Origin of the sequence: Limosilactobacillus coleohominis 101-4-CHN (assembly GCF_000161935.1) — a bacterium.
Lineage (GTDB): Bacteria > Bacillota > Bacilli > Lactobacillales > Lactobacillaceae > Limosilactobacillus > Limosilactobacillus coleohominis_A.
Genome location: NZ_GG698802.1, coordinates 417,842 through 441,993, shown reverse-complemented (window position 1 = coordinate 441,993; position 24,152 = coordinate 417,842). Strand labels below are relative to the sequence as shown.

General features: G+C 42.4%; 24 protein-coding genes. 23 read left to right on the top strand and 1 reads right to left on the bottom strand.

Annotated elements, in window-relative coordinates; all coding sequences use genetic code 11:
- Positions 1-9: 9 nt before the first annotated feature.
- From rsgA to rplS, 23 genes are all read left to right on the top strand, one after another.
- On the top strand, positions 10-879 hold the full coding sequence (gene rsgA, locus HMPREF0501_RS02185; protein ID WP_006916190.1) for a ribosome small subunit-dependent GTPase A: 870 nt from the start codon (positions 10-12) through the stop codon (positions 877-879).
- A gap of 16 nt (positions 880-895) precedes the next feature.
- Complete coding sequence (gene rpe / locus HMPREF0501_RS02180) at positions 896-1,549, top strand: ribulose-phosphate 3-epimerase (RefSeq protein WP_006916189.1); 654 nt, start codon at positions 896-898, stop codon at positions 1,547-1,549.
- A gap of 46 nt (positions 1,550-1,595) precedes the next feature.
- A complete protein-coding gene (locus tag HMPREF0501_RS02175; protein ID WP_006916188.1) occupies positions 1,596-2,261 on the top strand; it encodes a thiamine diphosphokinase in 666 nt (221 codons plus the stop codon).
- A gap of 121 nt (positions 2,262-2,382) precedes the next feature.
- Complete coding sequence (gene rpmB / locus HMPREF0501_RS02170) at positions 2,383-2,571, top strand: 50S ribosomal protein L28 (protein WP_006916186.1); 189 nt, start codon at positions 2,383-2,385, stop codon at positions 2,569-2,571.
- Between the two features lie 139 nt (positions 2,572-2,710).
- Positions 2,711-3,073 carry an Asp23/Gls24 family envelope stress response protein gene (locus HMPREF0501_RS02165; protein ID WP_006916184.1) on the top strand — a complete coding sequence of 121 codons (363 nt, stop codon included), beginning with the start codon at positions 2,711-2,713 and terminating at the stop codon, positions 3,071-3,073.
- A 25-nt stretch (positions 3,074-3,098) separates the two neighbouring features.
- Entirely contained in the window at positions 3,099-4,784 is a 1,686-nt protein-coding gene (locus tag HMPREF0501_RS02160) for a DAK2 domain-containing protein (RefSeq protein ID WP_040455632.1), read from the top strand.
- A 124-nt stretch (positions 4,785-4,908) separates the two neighbouring features.
- A complete protein-coding gene (gene recG, locus HMPREF0501_RS02155; RefSeq protein ID WP_006916182.1) occupies positions 4,909-6,939 on the top strand; it encodes an ATP-dependent DNA helicase RecG in 2,031 nt (676 codons plus the stop codon).
- A 15-nt stretch (positions 6,940-6,954) separates the two neighbouring features.
- Positions 6,955-7,986 carry a phosphate acyltransferase PlsX gene (plsX, locus tag HMPREF0501_RS02150; RefSeq protein ID WP_006916181.1) on the top strand — a complete coding sequence of 344 codons (1,032 nt, stop codon included), beginning with the start codon at positions 6,955-6,957 and terminating at the stop codon, positions 7,984-7,986.
- A gap of 39 nt (positions 7,987-8,025) precedes the next feature.
- Positions 8,026-8,274, top strand: a complete 249-nt coding sequence (acpP, locus tag HMPREF0501_RS02145; protein WP_006916180.1) for an acyl carrier protein — start codon at positions 8,026-8,028, stop codon at positions 8,272-8,274.
- An 80-nt stretch (positions 8,275-8,354) separates the two neighbouring features.
- On the top strand, positions 8,355-9,056 hold the full coding sequence (gene rnc, locus HMPREF0501_RS02140) for a ribonuclease III (RefSeq protein WP_006916179.1): 702 nt from the start codon (positions 8,355-8,357) through the stop codon (positions 9,054-9,056).
- A gap of 15 nt (positions 9,057-9,071) precedes the next feature.
- The gene (smc, locus tag HMPREF0501_RS02135) at positions 9,072-12,641 is read left to right on the top strand and encodes a chromosome segregation protein SMC (protein WP_006916178.1); all 3,570 of its coding nucleotides are present in this window, start codon (positions 9,072-9,074) and stop codon (positions 12,639-12,641) included.
- A 14-nt stretch (positions 12,642-12,655) separates the two neighbouring features.
- A complete protein-coding gene (gene ftsY, locus HMPREF0501_RS02130; RefSeq protein WP_006916177.1) occupies positions 12,656-13,990 on the top strand; it encodes a signal recognition particle-docking protein FtsY in 1,335 nt (444 codons plus the stop codon).
- A 27-nt stretch (positions 13,991-14,017) separates the two neighbouring features.
- On the top strand, positions 14,018-14,359 hold the full coding sequence (locus tag HMPREF0501_RS02125) for a putative DNA-binding protein (protein WP_006916176.1): 342 nt from the start codon (positions 14,018-14,020) through the stop codon (positions 14,357-14,359).
- 12 nt (positions 14,360-14,371) lie between these two features.
- Complete coding sequence (gene ffh, locus HMPREF0501_RS02120; protein ID WP_006916175.1) at positions 14,372-15,814, top strand: signal recognition particle protein; 1,443 nt, start codon at positions 14,372-14,374, stop codon at positions 15,812-15,814.
- Positions 15,815-15,928: 114 nt separating this feature from the next.
- Positions 15,929-16,510 (top strand): histidine phosphatase family protein, encoded by a 582-nt coding sequence (locus HMPREF0501_RS02115; protein WP_040455628.1) that lies wholly within the window; start codon positions 15,929-15,931, stop codon positions 16,508-16,510.
- A gap of 92 nt (positions 16,511-16,602) precedes the next feature.
- Entirely contained in the window at positions 16,603-17,682 is a 1,080-nt protein-coding gene (locus HMPREF0501_RS02110; protein ID WP_040455626.1) for a YSIRK-type signal peptide-containing protein, read from the top strand.
- Positions 17,648-19,924, top strand: coding sequence for a mucin-binding protein (locus HMPREF0501_RS02105; RefSeq protein ID WP_006916173.1), 2,277 nt, complete (start codon positions 17,648-17,650; stop codon positions 19,922-19,924). Before HMPREF0501_RS02110 ends, HMPREF0501_RS02105 begins: the two co-directional genes overlap by 35 nt.
- 51 nt (positions 19,925-19,975) lie before the next feature.
- Positions 19,976-20,251: a 30S ribosomal protein S16 gene (gene rpsP, locus HMPREF0501_RS02100; RefSeq protein WP_006916172.1), complete on the top strand. Its 276-nt coding sequence runs from the start codon at positions 19,976-19,978 to the stop codon at positions 20,249-20,251.
- Positions 20,252-20,271: 20 nt separating this feature from the next.
- The gene (locus HMPREF0501_RS02095) at positions 20,272-20,532 is read left to right on the top strand and encodes a KH domain-containing protein (RefSeq protein WP_006916170.1); all 261 of its coding nucleotides are present in this window, start codon (positions 20,272-20,274) and stop codon (positions 20,530-20,532) included.
- A gap of 60 nt (positions 20,533-20,592) precedes the next feature.
- Positions 20,593-21,108 (top strand): ribosome maturation factor RimM, encoded by a 516-nt coding sequence (rimM, locus tag HMPREF0501_RS02090; protein WP_006916168.1) that lies wholly within the window; start codon positions 20,593-20,595, stop codon positions 21,106-21,108.
- On the top strand, positions 21,108-21,866 hold the full coding sequence (gene trmD / locus HMPREF0501_RS02085) for a tRNA (guanosine(37)-N1)-methyltransferase TrmD (RefSeq protein ID WP_006916167.1): 759 nt from the start codon (positions 21,108-21,110) through the stop codon (positions 21,864-21,866). The genes rimM and trmD overlap by 1 nt, the downstream gene beginning before the upstream one ends.
- Complete coding sequence (locus HMPREF0501_RS02080) at positions 21,856-23,292, top strand: APC family permease (protein WP_006916166.1); 1,437 nt, start codon at positions 21,856-21,858, stop codon at positions 23,290-23,292. The genes trmD and HMPREF0501_RS02080 overlap by 11 nt, the downstream gene beginning before the upstream one ends.
- A 126-nt stretch (positions 23,293-23,418) precedes the next feature.
- A complete protein-coding gene (gene rplS, locus HMPREF0501_RS02075; protein WP_006916165.1) occupies positions 23,419-23,781 on the top strand; it encodes a 50S ribosomal protein L19 in 363 nt (120 codons plus the stop codon).
- A 106-nt stretch (positions 23,782-23,887) separates the two neighbouring features.
- Here rplS and HMPREF0501_RS08690 read toward each other — a convergent pair whose 3' ends face one another.
- The gene (locus HMPREF0501_RS08690) at positions 23,888-24,064 is read right to left on the bottom strand and encodes a tyrosine-type recombinase/integrase (protein WP_006916164.1); all 177 of its coding nucleotides are present in this window, start codon (positions 24,062-24,064) and stop codon (positions 23,888-23,890) included.
- Positions 24,065-24,152 lie beyond the last annotated feature (88 nt).

The window sequence follows — 24,152 nt, the reverse complement described above, 5'->3', positions numbered from 1 at the left end:
AGGTGCTTTTTGAAGGAAGGAATTATTCAACAATCATTGAGCGGTTTCTACGATATTATTGCTGACGGCGAGATCTATCGCACGCGAGGCCGGGGGAATTTTCGCAAACGGGGAATTAAGCCACTGGTGGGTGATCATGTTCAGTTTGCCGATGGTTATCTCCTAGCAATTGAGCCGCGCACCAATCAGTTGGTGCGGCCAATGGTTGCCAATGTTGATACGGCTATTGTGGTTACTGCAGCCAGTAATCCGCAGTTTTCAAGCAACTTACTAGATCGCCAGTTAATTGCTCTAGAAGCGCAGTCCATCACACCAATTATTTTCTTTTCAAAAGTGGACCTGTTATCTGCAGAAGAAGCTCAGAAACTGCAAACTTTTGTGGATGGTTATCGACAGATCGGCTACTCGGTTTACTATTCTAAAGAACCATATTGTCAGACCAATTTGGATCAATTGCAGCAACAGATTAAAGGGCAAATTGTTACGATGATGGGACAAACAGGTGCCGGGAAATCAACTTTATTAAACCATTTGGCACCTAACCTTGACCTGCCAACCGGTGAAGTTTCAAAGGCTTTGAAGCGAGGGCGGCACACAACGCGTAAAGTGGCCTTGCTAAAGGTCGGGAATGCTTTAGTTGCAGACACCCCTGGCTTTTCATCCTATGAGGATTTCCAAATGACCAAGGAAGAATTGCCCCAATTATTCCCGGAAATGAAGCGACTGGCTCCAAAATGCAAATTCCGTGGATGTCTACACTTACAAGAGCCAGGTTGTGCTGTGAAAAATGCGGTGGAAGATGGTAAAATATTAGAGTCAAGGTATAATAATTATGTTCAATTTCAAGAACTAATTAGAAACCAAAAGCCAAAATACTGAAGTGAGGTAGTAGATTATGATTAAAGTTGCACCATCAATTTTGAGTGCTGATTATGTTAATTTGCAAAAGGACATTGAAAAGGTAGACCAAGGCGGTGCCGAATATCTCCACATTGATATTATGGATGGCAGTTTTGTGCCAAGCATTTCTTTTGGCCCGGGTTTCGTTAAGGCCATTCGTCCAATTACAAAAATGGTATTAGATGTTCATTTGATGGTTCAAAATCCTGAACATATTATTCCAGCATTTATTGATGCTGGGGCTGATATCATTGGGGTCCAAGTTGAAGCAACGCAACACATTCACCGCGCATTACAAATCATTAAGAACGGTGGTGTTAAGGCTGAAGTAGTTATTAATCCTGGAACACCAGTTGAAATGATCAAGCCAGTTCTTCATATGGTTGATCAAGTGTTAGTAATGACAGTTAACCCTGGTTTTGGTGGTCAGAAGTTCTTGCCAGAAACGGTTGAAAAAATCGCCGAATTAAATCAACTAAAGAAGGACCATGGCTACGATTTTGATATCGAAATTGATGGCGGAGTCAATGACCAAACAGTTGTTGACTGCTACAAAGCAGGCGCAACCGTTGCCGTTGCAGGTTCATATGTTTACGGTGCTGATGATCCAGTTGCCCGGATCAATGCCATTAAGAACGCAACAAAGTAACAATTAATGGTGCCATTTAATGTAATGGCACTTTTTTTAGAGAAAAATGACAGTAGTTAATTTAATGGTAGGTGGACCGGCCAAGGAAATCCCCCTGGATATTGTGTTAAAGCATCAACATGAACTGTGGATTGGGATCGACTATGGGGCCACCTACTTATTGCAACATGGAATTACCCCAGCAGTCGTGGCGGGGGATTTTGATTCTACTGATCCCCAAGAAATGGAACACTTAAAGCAAGTGGTTGGTGATGTTCGTGTTCTGCCGACGGCAAAGGATGTTACAGATACTCAATATGGTACTAGGTTAGCAATTCAGAGGTTTCATCCAACACAGATTAATATTTACGGTGGTACCGGTGGTCGACTTGATCAGTTATTAGCGAATCTCTTCATGCCAATGCAGGATGAATTTCGTGATTATTTAGACCGAATTAGGTTGATTGATCGAGAAAATACGGTAGATTTTTATTCGCCAGGTTCATATTCAGTTGTCAAGGAGACGCGGATGCGATACCTCGCTTTTGTCAATTTAACACCTGTTCGCGGATTGAATTTACCGGATGAAAAATATCCATTAGTGGATTTTAATTCAGATATTCCGTTTTCATGGTCAAGCAATGAATTTGTTGGAAAGGTGAATCACTTTTCATTTCATCAAGGAGTGGTTGCAGTGATTCAGAGTTATGACCAGATCCATGGTAATGATTAGTGTCAAGTAAAAATACTTGAAAGAAACTATTGCAAAGTGCGTCTGCCTATGGTAAATTATTTAGGTGAGTTACAGCGCAGTAATGCGCACGAAAAAACTGATGAGGAGAGGAGGTTCCAACATGGCTAAGGATTTTATTACTGGTAAAAGTACTAAGCTTGGTAACAAGCGTTCCCACGCCCTTAACTCAACTCGTCGCAGCTGGAAGCCTAATTTGCAAAAAGCTACTATTTTAGTTAATGGTAAGCCAAAGAAGGTTTACGTTTCAGCACGTACTTTGAAGTCGGGTAAGGTTACTCGTGTTAACTAAATAAAAAGTATGGCTGCCTACGGGCAGCCTTTTTTATTTCTATTTCTGCAAAAAGCGACATTATATGAATTTGTCTCATTTGCTAAGTGTGGTAAAATAAACAGGATAATTCATTAATCACGACAAGGAGGCCATAAAGATGGCAGTGAAGATTAAAACACAATCAGGTACGATTGATATTTCTAATGATGTGATTTCGACCGTAGTTGGTGGTGCAGCAACTGATAATTACGGTGTAGTCGGCATGGCTAGTCGCAACCCATTGAAAGATGGCTTTAACAAGATTTTGCAACGTGATAATTACAGTCAAGGCGTAGTTATCCGGCAACAGGATAACGGCATTGCTGTTGAAGTAAATATTATTGTTGAATATGGGATCAAGATTTCCGAAGTTTCAAAAAGTGTTCAACAAAAGGTTAAGTACAATTTAGAAACATTATTAGGAATTACCGCAAACGCTGTGAATGTTAACGTTCAAGGTGTTCGGGTTTCTGAAGACTAAATTTGGTAGGCGGAGGAATAATATTTTGGCAATCACAAAGATTACAAATCTCGAATTCGGTAAAATGGTTCAGGCCGCTGCGGCCAAACTCAATCAGAATGCAGAATTTATTAACTCGTTAAATGTATTTCCTGTTCCCGATGGTGATACAGGTACAAACATGAGTATGTCCATGGCGAGTGGTGCAAAATATGAACGGGAAGACACGAGCGAAAATGTTGGCGACTTAGCCAATTCCTTAGCTAAGGGTCTCTTAATGGGGGCTCGGGGAAACTCTGGAGTAATTCTTTCACAAATTTTCCGTGGCTTTGCCGGTGGCTGCAAGGGCAAGAAAGATCTGAGCGCTCAAGAATTCGTTGATGCTTATGCAAATGGTGCCCAAACTGCCTATAAGGCCGTGATGAAGCCTACAGAAGGAACGATTTTAACGGTAGTTCGAGAATCTGCCCAAGCAGGGATTGACACTGTTAAAACCACCAACGATATTGAAAAGATTTTAGAGGAAATTTGTTCGGCGGCTGATCAAGCACTCCAAAAGACACCTGATTTATTACCGGTTTTGAAAGAAGTTGGGGTGGTTGACTCTGGTGGTCAAGGCTTAGACTATGTTTTACATGCATTCTTAGAAGCATTAACCGGTAAGGTAACTGTTGAAACTAAACCAGATAATGCCCAGATGAATGAGATGATTAATGCTAAGCATCATCAAAGTGCGCAAGGGAAATTAGATCCAGCTGACATCAAGTATGGTTATTGTACCCAAATCATGGTTCGAATCGGACGGGGTAAGCAGGTAACTCAAAAGTTTGACTATGATACATTCTATAATTACCTAGCCAAGCTTGGTGATAGTCTATTAGTTATCAATGATGATGAAATTGTGAAGGTCCATGTTCACACTGAACACCCAGGGAAAGTTCTATCTTGGGGGCAGCAATTTGGTGATTTACAGACCGTTAAAGTTGATAATATGCGGTGGCAGCAAGAACAAATCATGGACGAAGATGAACCATCAGTAGCTGAAAACGCTGATGCCGATGGCGAAAAGGAAGCACCGGGCACTGCGGTTATTGCAGTTGCTGCAGGTCAAGGAATTAGCGAATTATTGAAGAGCTTGGGTGTGACTCACATTATCAGTGGTGGGCAAACGATGAATCCAAGTATTCAAGATATTGCTGATGCAATTAATAACAGTGGTGCTAAACAGGCTTTGGTGCTCCCAGATAATGGTAATATCTTCATGGCGGCAGATCAGGCAAAAGATATTGCAGAAATTCCAACGGCCGTTGTTCACACGAAAACCATTCCACAAGCAATGACTGCTTTATTGGAATTCAATCCTGACAGTACCTTGGATGAAAACCATACAGCAATGGAAGACGCACTTGATACTGTGAAGAGTGGTGCAGTTACTACTGCTGTCCGTGATACGACTGTAAACGGAATTACAATTAAAAAAGATGATTATATTGGGATTGTCGATGGTGACATTGTGACAACCGATAGTGACTTGGCAACTACTGCCGAAGCAATGGTTAAGAAGATGCTAGACGAAGATAGCAGTGTGGTTACCATTTACTATGGGGAAGATGGTAACCAAGATCAAGCTGATCAATTGCAGAGGGCAATTGAAGAGATGGATGATGAATTGGATGTTCAGGTATACGAAGGTGACCAACCAGTTTATCCATATTTAATTTCTGTCGAATAACTAGGAAAAAGTTAACTTGCTATTCAGCGAACTGCTAAGTGATTCCAGGTTGATTGAGTGGGAAATTGAACTAACTAGCTAGTTCTTTCCCACTTTTTTTATAACAGAAGGAGGGAGATACATCATGAAGAGTTTACAAGATCCAGTTAGCACGATCCGTGGTGTTGGCCCCAAAACTGCCGAAGCTTTAACTACATTAGGAATTCAAACAGTTGAAGATTTATTAACGTATTTTCCGAGTCGTTATGATGATTTTGCACCTACTGATCTTGAAACCGCAAAGGACAAGCAGAAGGTGACGATTCACGGTACGATTGTCTCTGAGCCCGTGATGTCACGTTTCGGCTACCGCCGCACGCGGCTCGGCTTTCGGGTAATGGTTGGTCATGCCGTCGTTCAAGTGGTGTATTTTAATCAGCCATACTTAAAGAAGCAGGCTGTAATGGATCAGGATGTCACGATTATGGGAACCTGGAATGCTTCACGACAGGAAATTCAGGGGACCAAGTTATTAACCAATCAACAGGATCAAGAGATGGGCGCAATTTATCCGGCAAATAAGCATGTTCATCAAGCAACCTTGCGTAAGCTGATCAAGATTGCATATCATAATTATGCTAATGTGATTGCGACGTTACTGCCGATTAGCTTACGACAACGTTATCAATTGCTGGATCGACGGACTATGATTCATGATATGCACTTTCCTAAAGATGGCTCAGCGGCACGGGCAGCACGTCGGACCGCTGCTTATGAAGAGTTTTTCCTGTTTCAATTACGACTGCAATCAATTCGGCGAGCTAATCGGCAAAAGGATGGCAATCAAATTCTTTACAATAATCAAGAATTACGCGATTTTATTAAAACAATTCCCTTTGAATTGACGGGTGCTCAAAAACGGGTGGTTAATGAGATTTGTCGCGACCTTCGACAGCCTTACCAAATGAATCGACTTTTGCAGGGGGATGTTGGTTCAGGAAAGACGATTGTGGCGGCAATCGCCATTAATGCAGTCGTGATTGCTGGCTACCAAGCAGCTTTAATGGCGCCAACCGAAATTTTGGCAGCCCAACATGCCCAAAAATTAGCTAAGGTTTTTGTAGGAACGCACGTGAATATTGGATTATTAACTGGTTCGATGAATACCCGTCAGAAACGGCAAATGTTAAAAGGGATCAAAGATGGTAGTATTAACCTCATTATTGGGACTCATGCATTGATTCAAGAGCAGGTTGATTACGCTAATTTGGGTTTAGCCATCATTGATGAGCAGCACCGTTTTGGAGTTAACCAGCGTCAGCAATTACGGATGAAGGGGGTTCATCCTGATGTATTAGCGATGACGGCGACACCGATCCCACGGACTCTAGCAATTACCAGTTATGGCGAAATGGATGTTTCCATCATCGATGAATTACCTGCTGGTCGTCAGCCGATTAAGACCACCTGGCTGAAATCAAATCAAGCGGATCAAGCTTTACAATTTTTAAAAGGCCAGTTGGCTCAGGGAGCGCAGGTATATGTGGTTTCCCCATTAATTGAACAATCAGAAACTCTCGACGTTCAAAATGCGACTGATTTGTATCAAGAATTTGTCGAGTATTTTGCGCCGCAATACCAAGTTGGCCTTCTTCATGGTCGAATGGACAACGAACAAAAAGAACAGGTTATGCAAGATTTTCAAGATAATAAGATTCAGGTGATGGTCGCCACGACGGTAATTGAGGTTGGGGTGGATAATCCCAACGCTACGGTAATGTTAATTTATGACGCTGACCGTTTTGGCCTCGCACAACTACACCAGCTTCGGGGTCGGGTTGGCCGTGGTCAGCAACAAAGTTATTGTCTGCTAATTGCTGATCCCAAAACTGAAGACGGTGTTAAAAGAATGCAAACCATGGTTGAAACTAATGACGGTTTTGTTGTTGCCCAACGTGACTTGGAGTTACGTGGTTCAGGTGATGTTTTGGGGAATAAGCAGTCTGGGGTGCCAGATTTTAAAGTTGGTGACCCGGTGGCTGATTTGAAAATGTTACAAATTGCGCGCTCGGATGCAGCAAACTTAATTAATACTCCTCACTGGGATCTTCGTGATGAAAATCAACCATTAGTATATTACCTAACTCGGCATGAACTAACGACACACTTTGACTAAGAAAGGAAGATAAATATGAAAATAGCTGTTGATGCAATGGGTGGCGATCGTGCACCCCAAGTGATTATTGAAGGAATTGAAAATGCGCGTGATCAATTTAATGACCTGGAATTTCTTTTATATGGTGATGAACAGAAGGTCAAACCATTAATTAAGAATCCTGAACGTTTAACGCTAATTAATACCACCGAAGAGATTGCCATGGGTGAAGAACCAGTTCGGGCAATTCGGCGCAAGAAAGATTCTTCAATTGTCCGAGCGGCCAATGCCGTCAAACATGGTGAGGCCGATGCATTCTTTTCAGCCGGTAATACTGGGGCAATCCTTGCTGCTGGAATTTTCATTATTGGTCGGATCAAGGGGATCGATCGACCTGGATTAACAAGTATTTTGCCTGTAGCACAACCAGGACAGCAAGGACAAGGTTTTGTATACCTTGATTCAGGTGCCAATGCCGAATCGAAAGAAAAAAACCTAGTTGAATTTGCCCATTTAGGCCGGTTCTATGCTCAAAATGTTCTTAACATTCAAGATCCTCGGGTGGCGCTTTTGAATAATGGCGCTGAAGCGGACAAGGGTGATCAATTGCATAAGGCCGTTCATCAAGATCTTGCTAATCAAAAAGCTTTGAATTTCATCGGTAATATTGAATCTGGTGACCTTCTCCATGGTGCAGCAGATGTAGTTGTTTCTGATGGTTGGACGGCGAACGCGGCTTTGAAGGCGACTGAGGGAAGCGTTCGAATGATGATGACCCTGATTAAGGATGGCATTCTGAATGGCGGGCTCCGTGCCAAACTGGGTTACCTTTTATTACGACCGGTTTTCCATCGAATTGGACATTTGATGAATCCGTCGCAATATGGCGGAGCGGTCTTATTAGGCCTTAAAGCACCAGTTGTGAAGGCTCATGGTTCCGCTGACGTGACTGCCACTACAAAAGCTATTCAGCAAATTCGGACAATGATTAACACAAAAGTGATTGATCAAACCGTTGAATTCTTTAGTAATGAAGAAAACGTAGACAACGGGACAAAAAACGAATAAAATAGATAGGTAGTTATTAAATATAAGAGGTATTTAGCAATGGAAAAAAATGAAATCTTTGATAAAGTATCAGCCATTGTTGCTGATCACTTTGACATTGATCGTGCCAAGATTACCGATGATTTAAATTTGAAGACAGATCTCGATGCTGACTCAATTGACTTTGTAGAATTTGTTTTGGAAGTTGAAGATACCTTTGGGGCAGAAATCGATGACGCGGAAGCAGAAAAGTTAAGCACCATTGGTGAAGTAGTCGACTATATTGCTGCCCATCAAAACGACAAATAAATGAAGATTACGGTAATATTATGATGTGGGCCGCGATGAAGGATTTTCATCGGCGGCTTTTTTTGAGAAAGGAAAGCGGTATGATTACTGAATTACAACAATATCTGGCAGATGAATTTGACATTCATTTTCAGAATCCAGACTTATTAGCTGAGGCGTTTACCCAAGCCTCATACGTCAACGAACATCCTGAACAGCACTTAAAGTATTATGAACGGATTGAATTTTTAGGCGATGCCGTTTTACAATTGTTCGTTTCAGAATATATCTATCGGCGTTATCCAGAATTACTTCAAGGAAAATTAACTCGGTTACGGGCGGCAATGGTGTGTGAAGATAGTTTTTCTAAATTTGCCAAAGAATGTCATTTTGACCAATACATTCGCTTAGGTAAGGGTGAAGAAATGGCTGGAGCACGAAATCGTCCAGGCTTATTGTGTGATATTTTTGAATCATTTATTGGGGCATTGTACTTAGATCAGGGTCGTGATGCTGTTGAACGCTTTATTCACCGGGTAATTTTCCCGAAGTTGGATATGGGATGGTTTGATCATGCTGTTGATACCAAAACCAGTTTACAAGAATTTCTCCAACGGGACGGCGATGTTGATATTGAATATCACCTTCTTGACGAAACTGGGTCAGAAAACGCCCCTGAATTTAAGGTAAACGTCAGTGCAGATGGCCAAGTACTAGCCCAAGGGACGGGATCGTCAAAGAAGCATGCTGAGATGGATGCAGCTGCGCAGGCGCTGAAAAAGTTACGAGCAACGACAAAATAAGATGGTGAACGTTTAATGCAACTTGTGTCAATGGAAATTGATGGGTTTAAGTCATTTGCCCATAAGACCACGATTAAGTTTCAGCCTGGGATGACCGGTATTATCGGCCCCAACGGTAGCGGGAAAAGTAATGTAATTGAAGCCCTCCGTTGGGTAATGGGCGAACAATCTGCCAAAACGCTTCGTGGTGGCAAAATGGTTGATGTGATCTTCAATGGTTCTAAGGATCACCATCCACTCAATCGGGCGGTTGTTAAAATGACCCTTGATAATAGTGACCATTATTTGCAAAGCCAATATTCTGAAATTACCGTGACTAGAAAGCTTTATCGAAATGGTGATAGTGAATATCTTATTAATGATCACCGTGTCCGTTTAAAAGATATTGTAGATTTATTTATTAACTCAGGCATTGGTCGTGAGTCATTTTCGATTATCTCGCAAGGACGGGTTGCCGAAATTTTTAATGGACAACCAAGCGATCGTCGCCGCATTATTGAAACGGTCGCCGGGGTTGCTAAGTATAAGCAAAATAAGACGACCGCTGAAAAGAAGCTTCAAGAAACCGCTGAGCGCCTTGACCGGGTTAATGATATCGTCGTTGAATTGGAACGTCGACTAGAACCCCTAAAAGAAGAAAGTTCACTGGCGCAAGATTATTTAGAACAAAAGCAAAAACTTGATCAATTTGATCGTACACAAACGGTTCGTCAAGTATTAAGAGATCAAGCTGAGCTGACCAGTATTCGTAAGAAATTGGGTCAGTCTAATCAAATGAGCGCCCAGTATGATCAGCAAACGAAAAAAGCAAAAGATACCTTACAAAAGCTTCAGGAGAATCGACGTCAGGTTCTGCAACAAAAGGATCAAGCCCAAAATGAGGTTACTGCTAAGGTTGAAGAAATTGCTAAATTACAAAATCAGCAATCACTATCTTCTATTCGCCAGGAACAACGGCTTAAAGATCAGCAGCGGTTAACATCGCAAAAACAGGAGCTCAAAGAACGCCAGGAGCAACTCACTCAACAGTTGGCCCAAAATGAGCATCAAGCTGCGGAGCTAAAGAGTAAGTTATCAACAGAGCGCAAAAAATTAAAAGATTTGCGATCACTGAGTGCGGCGGAAAGGGTGCAAAGATTAAACCAGGAATTAGAACAACTCCAAGAGCGCCAGGTTGATTTAATGCAGCAGTTGACGACATTGCATAATGAGCGGGTGTACTTAAAGCAAAATCATGAACGTAATTTAAACGTCGTGAAGCAAGATCAGCAAAATCTAGTTGAAGGTCGTCAACAATTGAGCACGGCGCGCCAACAATTAGCTGCCCAACAAAAAGAATTAGCGGAAGCACAAACTAAGTTGACGCGGGCGGAGCGTGAATTGAAGGCTGCTAATCAACATCGTCAACAGTTGCAAAGTCAATATGAACAGGTCCAAAAGCAATGGTATCAATCTTTAGGGACAGTTCGTTCGGCTGAACAGCAAGTGAAAAACTACCAGGCGATGTTGACGGACTACACTGGTTATTATGCTGGAGTTCAAACGATCTTGAAGGAACGGCAGCATTTTTCAGGCCTGGCAGGTTCAGTTAGTGAGTTAATCCAAGTACCAGCTCAGTACACCACAGCTATTGAAACGGTTCTGGGAAGTCAACTGCAGCAGTTGGTAGTTGATAATCAAAATACTGGTAAACAGATTATTAATTACTTGATTCGTCATCGTGGTGGTCGGGTCACCATTTTGCCATTAGATACGATTCGTCCAGGATGGATACCTAAAACACTGGCTGATGTTCAAAAGATGCCTGGCTATATCGGCCAAGCCACTCAGTTAATTCAGTATTCTGATCAATTCAAGTCCGTGATTGACCACCTGCTGTCGACAACGGTAGTAGTGGATAATCTTGATCACGCTACAGCCATTAGTCGTGCGGGACACCACCAGTTACGGGTTATCACGTTAGATGGTCAATTAATCAATGCCAGCGGTGCCATGACGGGTGGAGCTAATCGCCATCAACGGGTTGGTTTATTGAGCCAAAAGCAGCAGTTAACCAAATTAAAGGCAGATTTGCAACAAGAACAACAAAATGCGTCTGCTTTAGAAGAACAGGTTCAAAAACTAACGACCGCGCGACAGGCTAATCAACAAACGATTGAACAGTCCGAAGCTCAATTTAATGAGCAGCGTCAGGTAACTGACCGCTTGCAAACTACGGTTGAGGTTACCGAAAACCATTTAAATGAATTACAACGGCGGGTTCAAGCTTTTGAGTTTCAGGCCAACCAGCGGAATGATCAACAGGTATCTTTTACTAATCAGCAACAAGCAAATGAAGAGAAGACGGCGGACTTAAATCAGCAGTTAACTGATGCCAAGGATCAGGTTCAGCAGACTAAAAAACAAATTGCTGAATTAGAATCCAATGCGTCTAGTCAAGATGAAGTCATCCATCAATTGGAACAAGAACAAGCAGTCGCTAAGGAACGTCAGCGGCAACTAGCCAACCAGCATGATGAACTAAGCCGTCAACAAACTGATGTGCAACAACAATTAGCAACTATCGAACAACAATTAAATGAATTGGCACAGGGAGCTGCTAATGATCAAACGAGCACGCAGGATCAAGAAACAGCTTTACAACAGGCCCAAGTTGTTTTGAAAAAGGCACGTCAAACCGTTAGTGATTGTAATGATCGGCAAACAGCCTTAGAAGAAAAAATTGATCAGGCGACCGCAGAAAGTGAGCGATTACAAGAATTAACTCGGGCAGTATTAAATGATGTGTCCGGATTAAATGATCAGAAAGGTCATTTAGAAGCTGCCGTTGATCAGGGCTTGAATAAGCTGAGTGAACAATATAGCATGACGCTTCAAGAAGCTCAGCAAAATCAATCAACGATTTCAGATGAGAAATTATCCCGCCAGATTAAGCTATTAAAACGGGGCTTGGCGGAAATCGGTAACGTTAATCTTGGTTCGATTGATGAATATAAGCAGGTTTCAGAACGTTACCAATTCTTAACTGGGCAAAAGGATGATTTGTTAGCGGCTAAGGAACAGCTAGAAACTACCATGGATAAGATGGATGACCAGGTCAAACAGCGCTTTATTAAAACATTTAATGAAGTTTCCCAATCATTTACGGAAACATTCCGCCAGATTTTTAATGGTGGTCAGGCTAAGTTAATTTTAACGGACCCTGACGATTTGCTGGAAACGGGAGTGGACATAATGGCGCAACCACCTGGCAAGAAAAATCAGCAATTAAGCTTGCTATCTGGTGGTGAGAAAGCCCTTACGGCGATTGCATTATTATTCGCAATTTTGAAAGTGCGGCCAGTACCGTTCGCTATTCTTGATGAGCCGGAAGCTGCATTAGACGATGTTAATGTTGACCGATTCGCCAACTATTTGGATCGCTTTGGCAATTCCGGGCCGCAGTTTATTGTGATTACACACCGAAAGGGAACGATGCGGAATGCAGATGTCCTTTACGGGGTGACCATGCAGGAATCCGGGATTTCCGAGGTAGTTTCAGTTGATGTTGCCAAAACGTTAGGTGAAGAGACAACCAATCAATAACGAGGTGAAATTAAATGGGATTATTTGATATTTTTCGTCGGAAACGACACCAAGACGAACAAGAAGAAGTAAAGCCAACTCCAACCGAAGATCCAGCGACCGAAGAATCTGCCGAGGTTGATCAAGCTCAGGACGCAACGCCAACAGAAAATCCACAGGATGGTTCCGCACAATCAGTTGACTCGTCCAAAGCAGAACGCCTTAAGTCAGAATCCGCAGTTGAAAACCATGTTGACCGCTCCGCTAATGAAGGTGATACAGTAGTAGAAAATGAAGAAAGTTCAACTACGACTGAATCACGGGTTGATGAAACTTCATCATCCCAAGAAGACGGGGAATCAATAACTGAATCAGCTGAAGAGGAAGCAAGCTCAACTGAACCGGTAAATAGCGCTTCTGCTGATAAGACGAGCGAAGAGAAGTATGATGTCGGATTAGAAAAATCACGGAACGGTTTCGGGGCCCGACTAAATAAGTTTCTGGCTAACTTCCGTCACGTTGATGAAGACTTCTTTGAAGATCTAGAAGATTTAATGATTGAATCTGACGTTGGGTATGATATGGCAATGAAATTAAGTGATTCGTTGCGGGAAGAAGTTAAGTTACAAAACGCTAAGTCGAAACAAGACGTTTCCAATGTTATTATTCAAAAGATGGTTGAATTATATGATGACGCTGGTCAAGATGAACAAACGGGAATTAATTTTGCTCAATCTGGGCCAACCGTGATCATGTTTGTGGGGGTCAATGGTGCTGGTAAAACGACCACCATTGGTAAAATGGCTGCGCGTTTTAAAAACGAAGGCAAAAAAGTGCTGCTTGCTGCTGCTGATACATTTCGGGCAGGAGCAACTGAGCAGTTGGACGTCTGGGCTAAACGAGATGGGGTCGATATTGTAACCGGACCAGAAAATGGTGATCCTGCCGCGGTGGTCTTCGATGGTGTCAAAAAGGCCAAGGCGGAAGGTTATGATGTCCTCTTTGTGGATACCGCTGGTCGACTGCAAAACAAGGTCAACTTGATGAACGAGTTAGCCAAAATGAAGCGGATTTTAACCCGTGAAATTCCTGATGCACCACACGAAGTATTACTTGTATTAGATGCCACCACTGGTCAAAATGCATTAAGTCAAGCCAAACTCTTTAAAGAAAGTACGGATGTTACTGGGATCGTTTTAACTAAACTAGACGGTACCGCTCGTGGAGGAATTGTCTTAGCGATTCGTAATGAACTTCATTTACCAGTGAAATTCGTCGGCTTAGGTGAAAAGGTCACCGATCTCCAAGAATTTGATGCAAGTGAATTTGTCTATGGATTATTTAAGGGCTTAGTTACCACTACTGATTAGTGTTGATCCATATAATGAGGTGAAAAAGTGGAACTAGAAAAAAATGAGCGAATTAATGACCTATTTGAATTTTACTCTCCACTGTTAACCAAAAAACAGTATGATTATATGCAACTGTACTATGCGGATGATTACTCGTTGGGAGAGATTGCGGAGGATTTTTCCGTGTCAAGACAGGCAGTCTATGATAATATTAAACGCACCGAGAAAGCACTGGAAGGCTATGAACAGAAGCTACATCTTTATGCCGAGTTTAGTCGCCGCAATCAGCAAGCGGAACGAATTCAACAGTATGTTCAAAAGCACTATCCAGATGATCAACAACTAAATCACTTGGTGACACACTTGGAAAATCTAGAAGAAGAATAAAGAGGGATACCAATGGCATTTGAAGGATTGACGGAACGGCTGCAAAAAGCCATGGAGAAATTGCGGCGAAAGCCGAAAGTCACGGAAGCAGATTTACGAGAGACGATGCGGGAAATTCGGCTCGCTCTGTTGGAAGCCGACGTTAACTTTACGGTGGTTAAGGACTTTGTGAAAAAGGTTCGGACTAAGGCGACCGGTGCAGAAGTCTTAAAGGGATTAAATCCGGCACAACAAATCGTCAAGATTGTTAATGATGAATTAACTGAATTAATGGGGAGTGAGGCCGTTGCTCTAAATAAGGCGCCACACATTCCAACCGTAATCATGATGGTCGGACTCCAAGGGGCAGGTAAAACGACCACCGCTGGTAAGTTAGCATACCGTCTGAAAAATGAAGATCATGCCCGGCCGCTCTTCATTGCGGCGGACGTTTATCGGCCGGCGGCCATTACACAATTACAACAGGTTGCGGACTCCATTGACGTACCTGTATTTGAAAAAGGAACGGACGTTGATCCAGTTGAAATTGTTCGCGAAGGTTTAGCGGCGGCCAAAGCCAACCATAATGACTACGTGATTATTGATACTGCTGGGCGTCTACAAATTGATGAACAGCTAATGGATGAATTAGCTAATATTAAAGAATTGGCCCAACCAAATGAAATTTTGCTGGTGGTCGATGCAATGACTGGGCAAAACGCGGTTGCGACTGCTCAAGGCTTTGACGATAAACTGGACGTGACCGGGGTAGTTCTGACTAAGTTAGATGGTGACACTCGTGGTGGGGCCGCAATGTCCATCCGTGCAGTCACTGGTAAACCAATTAAGTTTGTCGGTGAAGGGGAAAAGATGGAGAACTTAGATGTTTTCCACCCTGATCGAATGGCTTCACGGATTCTGGGTATGGGGGACATGATGACCCTAATTGAAAAGGCCCAAAAGAATTTTGATGAAGAGCAGGCCCAGGAAACGATGGAGAAGATGCGGGCCAATGAATTTGATTACAATGACTTTCTTGCCCAATTAGATCAAATTAGTAACATGGGCCCACTGGAAAATATTTTGAAAATGATGCCTGGAATGGCTAATAATCCAGCGTTAAAGAATCTCAATATTGATCCTAAACAGTTTCTTCATATTAAGGCGATTATTCAATCGATGACCCCAGAAGAACGGGAAAATCCAGATTTGATGAATCCAAGTCGCCGTCGTCGGTTAGCAGCGGGTGCTGGTCGACCAATCGTTGAAGTTAACCGGATGATTAAACAGTTTGGTCAAATGCGGAAGATGATGAAGCAAGTAACCAATGGTAACTTTTCTGGAATGCAAAATATGATGGGTGGCCAAATGCCTGGTGGTAAGATGGGCCAAATGGCGATGAACCGAATGGCGCGCAAGATGAAGAAAGATAAATTAAAACGGATGAAGAAGTTGCGTAAATTACGTAAGAAGTAATATTCCGTTGATGAAAAATTAACTCTAGAGGGTTGAAATCAACTTTCTAGAGTTTTTTGTTTGCTGGCGGATGGATTGAGTTAAAATATGGGCAATAACTTGGGAGTAATAACAATGGAGTTATATTTAGTTCGCCACGGGCAGAGCAAGGCAAACGCGGCGCATATTTTACAGGGAGCAAAAGTTGATACAGCATTAACTAGTGAGGGCTGTCAGCAAGCTGAATTGACCAAAGAGCGGTTACTTGACCAACATTTTGACCGTGTATATGTGAGCCCATTGCACCGGGCCAGTGAGACTGCGAAGATTATTGTGGGTCAATCCACTACGCTGACTTTTGATTCACGGTTAGTTGAGTTTGATTATGGATCCTGGGACGGGCAGAAAATTGAAGATCTCCTGGATCAGTATCCGGAGTATTTTCATGATCCGGTTTATTTTAGTCAGTCATGGAAAGTTTCAGGCGGTGAGCGTTATCAACAAGCCCAAACCCGTTTAAAGCACTTTATGGATGATTTAAATGGTGATGCTGACGAAAAAGTGTTGGTGGTTTCACATGGCATGACGATTAAATTATGGGTGGCTCAGTTATTGGGACTTAAACATCCCGAAAATCTTGCGGAACCAGCGAATGCTAGTGTTACGAAAATTAGTTTGACCAATGGTCAGCCAATTCTAAAAATTTACGGTGGTTAAATATTGATAATTAGATTAATAGTGATATTCTAATTAAGGTTACGATTATTTATCATTTAATATCATAATTAAAAATTTGGGGAGCGATGATGATGATGACAGGAAAGAATAATCACCATTTTTCAGATCAACGGATTCAACATTATGGTTTACGGAAGTTAAGTATTGGGGTTGCTTCTGTTCTCCTATCAACTGCTATTTATTTAGGAGTGACGCAGGAGAATGGTTTTGCAAGTACACTCGACAATCGTGCTGTAACTGAAGCGCAGGATGTGCCTAACTCTGAGCCGACTAGTGGTCAGTCAGCTGATCAAGAATCAACGGTGCCCACCGCTGAGCACAATGTCAAGGATCAGTTAACGAATGAGAATGTTTCCAACATTCATGTCGAAAAGGTCTCGGGACAGTCGGATCAAAATGGTATTTCAACGGCGGGATCCACAAAGTTGAGTTTTGAATTTAACCTTTCAAATGAGCAAGTTCAACAACTAAAAGCGGGCGACTACTTTGATATCCAAATGGGTGTGCCCTACACGGTGACGGCAACGGGTCAAACTAAGCGTTTGAGCTATGGACAGGTTGTTAAACAAAATACGCCAATTGAGGTTTGGTCTAACCAGGGGCACTTAATTGGGTATGTAGTTCCAATGGATGCCGAAAATGCTTATTTAGGTTCACAAAGCCAGACTAATACCGGTACGACCTCATCGCAGTGGACAGAAGTGATGAAACATAATGAAGATGCTGTTAAGCAGCTCGGTGCTACCAATGGTTATTATCGACTGATTTTTGTTGATGATATTAATAAATATGGCGCGGTATCCACCAAAATTTCTGCCTTGAATTGGTACAACGCCTTTGTGAATGAAGACAGCACAAAGGCTTCGACTGATACGGATAGTTTTACGTTGTATTCACCAGACAGCAGTATTTCGGAATATCAGCCAAAAGATGATATTCAAATTGGTTCTGCGATTGCGACAAGTGGTTTGAGCCTAAAGGTTACTCATGGTGATCGTACCGCAACCTTAAATCGTGCCGATGAGCTGGGGGGGGCTAACACTTCAACGAAGACGGCTGCTCATTGGTGGTATCAACGTGAGGACGGTACTTGGGTACTCGGTTATAATTCATTGAATGATTCTGCACAAAGTGAAGGGGGTCAGTCTTGACCATTCGGTGGGAAATGACTTTAATCTCACGGTTACTAAACCAGCTGATACTGATAAGGTTGAGTACTTCTTTGCGGATGATAATCAAGTTCAGCAGGATCTGAAACGTACGATTGTGGGGGCAAGTGAAACCCAGTCAGCGGATCCATTGGTGGACAATGAAAAAATCGCGGTGGGTAGTGAGACGGTAATTACTAAACCGCAAGTAACCGTTACGAGTACGCAGAGTGGTAACACCAAGACATATCATGTTCATATTGATGGCGATTATTTAGGTTTTCGTCATGATTCAAATGGCACGCGTTCATATGCTTCGACCATTACCCTATTGAGTTGGAAGCCGAAAAATGCCTTTGATTTGCTGCCACCAGCGGATGCGGGAATTTCGGATTATAATTCTGATGATTCGAATGCAATTGCCAAAAAGTATCCAAATTATCACCATGTAGCTGGAGTACTAGTAGATGATGGCTTAATCAAAGAACTTGAAAATCATCCTTGGCAAGTCCAAGTTACGGATCACCAGGGAAAGAAGATAAAGCTAACGAATGTTGGTGAAAATGGCCAAGCGGGATATTTCTTTATGAAAAATCCGCAAACAATTTTGCACGCTCCTAATAATTACGGGATTGCGGTCGGGCAACGGCCAACCTTTAATCAAGGAGTTGCCAAGCAAATCATTCATTATTGGTTTGATCAAGTTGGTGGAAAGACAGCAGCTAACGATACAGTGCGGACGGTTACCTTTGTTAGTTCAGATAATGGTGCCACTTGGTACAATGGAACTTCGCCAGAAAATAGCCATTTTCAAGAAGGACAGTTTTATGATGTTGATGTTCCGGTAATTGATGGGTACACTGCCTACCAAGCGGGCGATTTAAAGACGCCGATTACCAAGGCTGGCTTCCAAGGTTACTTTACCTACGGAAATTCAACGAATGCGTCTGATTATACTCGTCAAGTAACTTATGATCCGTCTGAAAAGGCATTAGTAGTTAATGTGATTTATCAAGGGCAGCCGCAGCATCTTTATTATCAAGTTGTATTAGAAGACGCTAATGGTAACTATCATTCAACGCTTGTCCCCCGGACATTACTAGAAACCGGTAAATCAGATGCTGCTATTAGTAATGCTACGCAACAAGAGTGGGATAATCTTCTGCAGAAGTACCAAGAGTATACTGACTCTGGATCTCATGCTCGGTATTCAATTGTTGATAATAATTCTTCCAATACCAAACTAAAGAAGACGGATCAATTGCCAGTACACTTTGATCATGATTCAAGTGTCGACCAGATTGTCACAATCTATTTAGCACCGGCACCAAAGTCAAGTTCGGTTACGATCCACTATATTGATGTTGATCAAACATTGCGTAAAACCCCAGGTAAAACGAACTTTATGCCGACTGACGGAAAAGAAGTGCACTCCAAAGGGCCATTGACTGGTGAATCAGGTACTAATTACACTGTTTCAAGCCCATGGGATTATCAAGCCAACCATTATGTACTTGCAACGAAACTCGATTCGCGAGCACAATCTGGAACGTATGGGGATCAAGATCAGGACGTTTATGTTTACTTGAAACATCAAGTAACGCCGTTAAGTGAAAGTAAGACCGTCACAGAAACAGTGCATTATCTTTACGCAAATGGACCATTACAAGGCCAAAAGGCTGCACCAGATCAAGTCCGTCAAGTATTTTTCACTCTGCAAGGGAGTCAGGACGAAGTTACTAAGGAGAAAAGTTGGAATGGTTGGCAACCATTATCGAAAACTATTGCGGCCATTAGTTCGCCAGTAATTGATGGGTACGTAGCAGATCAAGAAGTGATCCCAGCGGTTAATGTTAACTATGATACGCTCAATTTCGAACGGACGGTCAAATATACACAACAAGTAATTCCAACGCCGCATCCAGACATTCCTAATCCAGAGAGTGATGAACCCAGAACGGATCCAAAGGTTGATAATCCGCAATCCGTAACTCCAATGCCAACACCTCAAACACAACAAGAAGTAGTTCAATCCGTAGGAAAGACGACTACTGATAATCAGAAGACTTCTCGTGAGGGCCAAACTACTCAGAAGGAGAAACTTCCCCAAACTCGTCAAGATGGGTTTGGGTTAATGGGCTTAGGATTAATTACCATGATGTCAACTTTAGGATTATTAGTCCGTGATCAGAACCGGCGTAAAATAATTAAGCCTGTCAAGAAAAAATACTTTACATTCTTCTAGAAAATTGGTATATTATTACCTGTTAGAAAAAAGCCGAGGGAGGTGTCATTAATGTCCGTAAAGATTCGTTTAAAGCGCATGGGTTCTAAGAGACGTCCATTCTACCGGATCGTTGTAGCTGATTCACGTGCACCACGTGATGGTCGTTTCATCACTAGTCTTGGTACTTACAACCCACTTACCACTCCAAAGGAAGTCAAGTTTGATGAAGACGCCGTTATGGAATGGTTGCAAAAGGGTGCACAACCTTCTGATACTGTTCGTAACATGCTTCAAAAGGCTGGTGTTATGAAGAAGTACCACGAAGCTAAGTACGCTAAAAAGTAGTGGTTTTGAGGTCATAATGCATGAAAGAAATTGATTTTTCAAAGTTGATTGTGACGTTGGTTCAGCCATTAGTTCAAGAGCCCAGTGCTATTACTGTGACTGAGCGCGATACTGAACGGTATCGGGAATACGTACTAGACGTTGCCGCTACTGACGTCGGTCGAGTGATTGGTCGGCAAGGACATGTTGCGAGTGCGTTACGGACCGTGGTCGAAGGAGCACGGAACAAACATATCAACGCGAAGAAAATTCGGTTAGTCATTAATGATCACCGCCATTAAAAAGGACTGGGAGTAATTTCCCGGTCTTTTTTCGTAATTTACTAAAAGGAGATTGGAGTAATGCCAAAACCAAACTATTATCATGTCGGGAAAATTGTAAATACTCATGGCATCCGCGGTGAGGTCCGGGTGGTGCCGATTACCGATTTTGCGGATGAAAGATTTAAGGCTGGTAGCCAATTGGTAATTGAAAAAAATCATGAATATATTCCAGTAACCATTGAAAAAGCCCGCCCTCATAAGGGGATGGAGCTAGTTAAGTTTCAAGGCTTCGACAATATTAACGAAGTCGAAAAGTTCCGGGATTGTTTTCTCGCAGTTTCTGGTGACCAACAAGACGAATTAGCAGATGGCGAATATTATTATCACCAGATTATTGGTCTCGATGTTGTGACGGTTGATGGTCGTCATTTAGGTAAGATAAAAGAAATTATGTCGCCAGGTGCCAATGATGTTTGGGTTGTTCAACGAGAGAATCAAAGTGACTTGCTCTTACCAGTAATTAACGATGTCATTAAGGATGTGGACTTAGCTAAACAAGTAGTTACAGTAGAATTACTGGAGGGATTAGAGTAATGCGAATTGATATTTTGAGTCTGTTTCCCGATATGTTTCAGGCAACTCTTGGTGAATCCATTGTCGGTCGCGCACAAGATGACGGTTTTTTAGATATCAATGTGACGGATTTTCGTCAGTACACTACTGATAAGCACCGTCACGTTGATGATGCACCGTTTGGTGGCGGTGCAGGAATGCTTTTGCAGGCCCAACCGATTTTTGATGCAATGGCAGCGATCGATCAAGAAGTTGCGGGTAAATATCCAAAGGGACGGGTTATTTTGATGGATCCCGCAGGACGTCGGTTTGACCAAAAGTATGCCCAAGAATTAGCTCAAGAAGAGCACTTAACGTTTATCTGTGGACATTATGAAGGCTATGACGAACGAATTCGTAATTTAGTGACTGATGAAGCATCCTTAGGTGATTACGTCTTAACTGGCGGTGAATTAGCCGCGATGGTGATGATTGATGCGACAGTGCGCTTTGTTCCTGGTGTTTTAGGAAATCAAGCTTCACCAATGGGAGATTCATTTTCTAATGGTTTGCTAGAATATCCCCAATATACTCGTCCGGCAGATTTTCGTGGCATGAAGGTTCCAGAAGTGCTGACTAGTGGTAATCACCAAAAAATTAAGGAATGGCGGATGCGAGAATCATTGCGTCGCACACTGGAACGCCGTCCTGATTTACTTGAGGCAGCCCATTTGACACGGGAACAGGAAATTATGTTGCAAGATTTAAAGTTAGATCAGGAGAGTGACGATGAAGAATAAGTTTGTTCAGCGTCTTTTGCAAAAAGAAGATCCGTCAGTGTATCAATTGAAGGATGGCAATCTTGATCCAACTTTGACAACTTTGGATTTAATTGGCTTGGGTACTGGGATGGTGGTTGGAACCGCTATTTTTACATTACCGGGGATTGTGGCAGCTGACCACACTGGTCCAGCAGTACCGCTGGCTTTTATTGTGGCGGCGATTGGTGCTGGCCTATCGGCGTTAGCTTATGCTGAAACCGCGTCAGTCCTGCCCTTTGCTGGATCGGCATTTTCGTGGATGAATGTGTTGTTCGGTGAATTTTTTGGGTGGATTGCCGGTTGGGCACTGCTTGCTGAGTATTTTATTTCGGTAGCGTTTGTGGCTTCAGGATGGTCTGCTTATATGCAAGGCTTTTTAGCCAGTTTTGGTATTCAACTGCCGAAAGCACTGACAGGTGGTTTTAGCCCCCAACAGGGGTCCTACGTTGATATTTTGGCAGCCGTGGCGATTTTAATTGTCGGCGTGTTGTTATCACGTGGAGTTCACCAGGTTAGTCGGATTGAAAATACGATTGTAGCCATTAAGCTGATTGTGATTATCATGTTTGTTGTAGTGGGTGCGACAGCAATTCATCCGCAGAATTACGTACCGTTTATTCCAACGCACCAACCAGGGACGTCCTTTGGTGGCTGGACTTGGATTATGGCTGGAGCTTCACAGATCTTCATTGCTTACGTGGGATTTGATGCAATTGCTGCTAATACAGCAGAAACGAAGAATCCGCAAAAAACGATGCCCCGGGGGTTAATTGGTACGCTGGTACTTGGTACTGGATTCTTTATCGCAGTTTCCCTTGTGTTGGTCGGAATGTTTAAATACACCAACTATAAGGGAAATGCAGAACCAGCAGCTTGGGCATTACGCCATGCAGGACATTATATTACTGCTAATTTATTATCGATTGTGGTCATTATCGGAATTTTTTCAGCGTTGATTGCTATTCTGCTTGCATCATCACGTTTGATTTATGCTTTTGGTCGGGACGGTCTCTTACCAAAAACATTAGGACATGTCAATGATAAAAAAGTTCCCAATCATGCCTTGTGGACCATTACTGTTCTCGCAATGATTTTAGGATCCGTTTTTCCATTTACGTTTTTAGCAACCTTGGTTTCCGCGGGAACCTTAGTGGCCTTTATCTTTGTGTCATTGGGGATTTACACATTACGGAAACGCGAGAGGCATGATCTTCCAGAAGCGTCATTTAAGATACCAGGCTATCCATATTTGCCGGCAATTTCCGCGTTATTCTCAGCGATCATTTTTTGGAACTTAAATGTTGATGCTAAATTATTAATGGTGGGCTGGTTTGCCCTTGGATTAATCGTTTATTTTGGTTATGGAATTCGGCATTCAGTGTTAAATTCCCGTCAACACCCATAAAACCAAATTGGGTGTTGAGTGTAGCAGGAAATTATGTTATATTAGTTCATGGCTGTTTAGCCATATAAACGGTATTCCGCTGTTCCCAAGGGAAAGAATGAATGTCGGCGAAAGGAAAGAAAAGATATGCGTCAAAATCAATTGATCGAAAAGATCACTGCAAGTCAACTTCGGGATGATATTCCTGATTTTCGTGCCGGTGATACAGTACGTGTTCACGCCTTGATTGTTGAAGGTTCACGTGAACGTGTTCAAATGTTTGAAGGTGTTGTTATTAAGCGCCATGGTTCAGGTATTTCAGCTACCTACACTGTTCGTAAGATCAGTAACGGTGTTGGTGTTGAACGGACATTCCCTCTTCACACACCACGTGTTGAAAAGATTGATGTTATCCGCCATGGTCGTGTACGTCGTGCTAAGTTGTACTACTTACGTGAACGTACTGGTAAGGCTACCCGGATTGCTGAAAAGCGCCGCGACGTTAAGTAGTCTAAACCCTTGGTACACAAGGGTTTATCAAAATGACAAAGACCGTCTCACTTTTGGTGAGGCGGTCTTTTTTGCTTTAGGGGGGGACTCTAGGGGGATTTTTGATTTAAAAGTCATTTAGCTTATTGATTAATTCTTTTTCAGCATTGTTAGTTACGTGCAAATAAATTTCTTGCGTAATATTAAAATGAGAGTGCCAAACTCGTTTTTGAATCACATAAAGCGGGACTTCCAATTCCGCTAATTTTGAAATATGTGTGTGGCGGAAAATATGATTAAGCAACTGTTCTTCGCTATTTCATTAATTTAAGACTTTACTTTTGGCTTTAGCAATAATTTGGCATATCAATTAATTGCCAAATACCTAGAAA

Coding starts and splice junctions, on each gene's coding strand:
- rpe (WP_006916189.1), top strand. CDS start 896: ATGATTAAAGTTGCACCATCAATTTTGAGTGCTGATTATGTTAATTTG.
- HMPREF0501_RS02175 (WP_006916188.1), top strand. CDS start 1,596: ATGACAGTAGTTAATTTAATGGTAGGTGGACCGGCCAAGGAAATCCCC.
- rpmB (WP_006916186.1), top strand. CDS start 2,383: ATGGCTAAGGATTTTATTACTGGTAAAAGTACTAAGCTTGGTAACAAG.
- HMPREF0501_RS02165 (WP_006916184.1), top strand. CDS start 2,711: ATGGCAGTGAAGATTAAAACACAATCAGGTACGATTGATATTTCTAAT.
- recG (WP_006916182.1), top strand. CDS start 4,909: ATGAAGAGTTTACAAGATCCAGTTAGCACGATCCGTGGTGTTGGCCCC.
- plsX (WP_006916181.1), top strand. CDS start 6,955: ATGAAAATAGCTGTTGATGCAATGGGTGGCGATCGTGCACCCCAAGTG.
- acpP (WP_006916180.1), top strand. CDS start 8,026: ATGGAAAAAAATGAAATCTTTGATAAAGTATCAGCCATTGTTGCTGAT.
- rnc (WP_006916179.1), top strand. CDS start 8,355: ATGATTACTGAATTACAACAATATCTGGCAGATGAATTTGACATTCAT.
- smc (WP_006916178.1), top strand. CDS start 9,072: ATGCAACTTGTGTCAATGGAAATTGATGGGTTTAAGTCATTTGCCCAT.
- ftsY (WP_006916177.1), top strand. CDS start 12,656: ATGGGATTATTTGATATTTTTCGTCGGAAACGACACCAAGACGAACAA.
- ffh (WP_006916175.1), top strand. CDS start 14,372: ATGGCATTTGAAGGATTGACGGAACGGCTGCAAAAAGCCATGGAGAAA.
- HMPREF0501_RS02115 (WP_040455628.1), top strand. CDS start 15,929: ATGGAGTTATATTTAGTTCGCCACGGGCAGAGCAAGGCAAACGCGGCG.
- HMPREF0501_RS02110 (WP_040455626.1), top strand. CDS start 16,603: ATGATGACAGGAAAGAATAATCACCATTTTTCAGATCAACGGATTCAA.
- HMPREF0501_RS02105 (WP_006916173.1), top strand. CDS start 17,648: ATGATTCTGCACAAAGTGAAGGGGGTCAGTCTTGACCATTCGGTGGGA.
- rpsP (WP_006916172.1), top strand. CDS start 19,976: ATGTCCGTAAAGATTCGTTTAAAGCGCATGGGTTCTAAGAGACGTCCA.
- HMPREF0501_RS02095 (WP_006916170.1), top strand. CDS start 20,272: ATGAAAGAAATTGATTTTTCAAAGTTGATTGTGACGTTGGTTCAGCCA.
- rimM (WP_006916168.1), top strand. CDS start 20,593: ATGCCAAAACCAAACTATTATCATGTCGGGAAAATTGTAAATACTCAT.
- trmD (WP_006916167.1), top strand. CDS start 21,108: ATGCGAATTGATATTTTGAGTCTGTTTCCCGATATGTTTCAGGCAACT.
- HMPREF0501_RS02080 (WP_006916166.1), top strand. CDS start 21,856: ATGAAGAATAAGTTTGTTCAGCGTCTTTTGCAAAAAGAAGATCCGTCA.
- rplS (WP_006916165.1), top strand. CDS start 23,419: ATGCGTCAAAATCAATTGATCGAAAAGATCACTGCAAGTCAACTTCGG.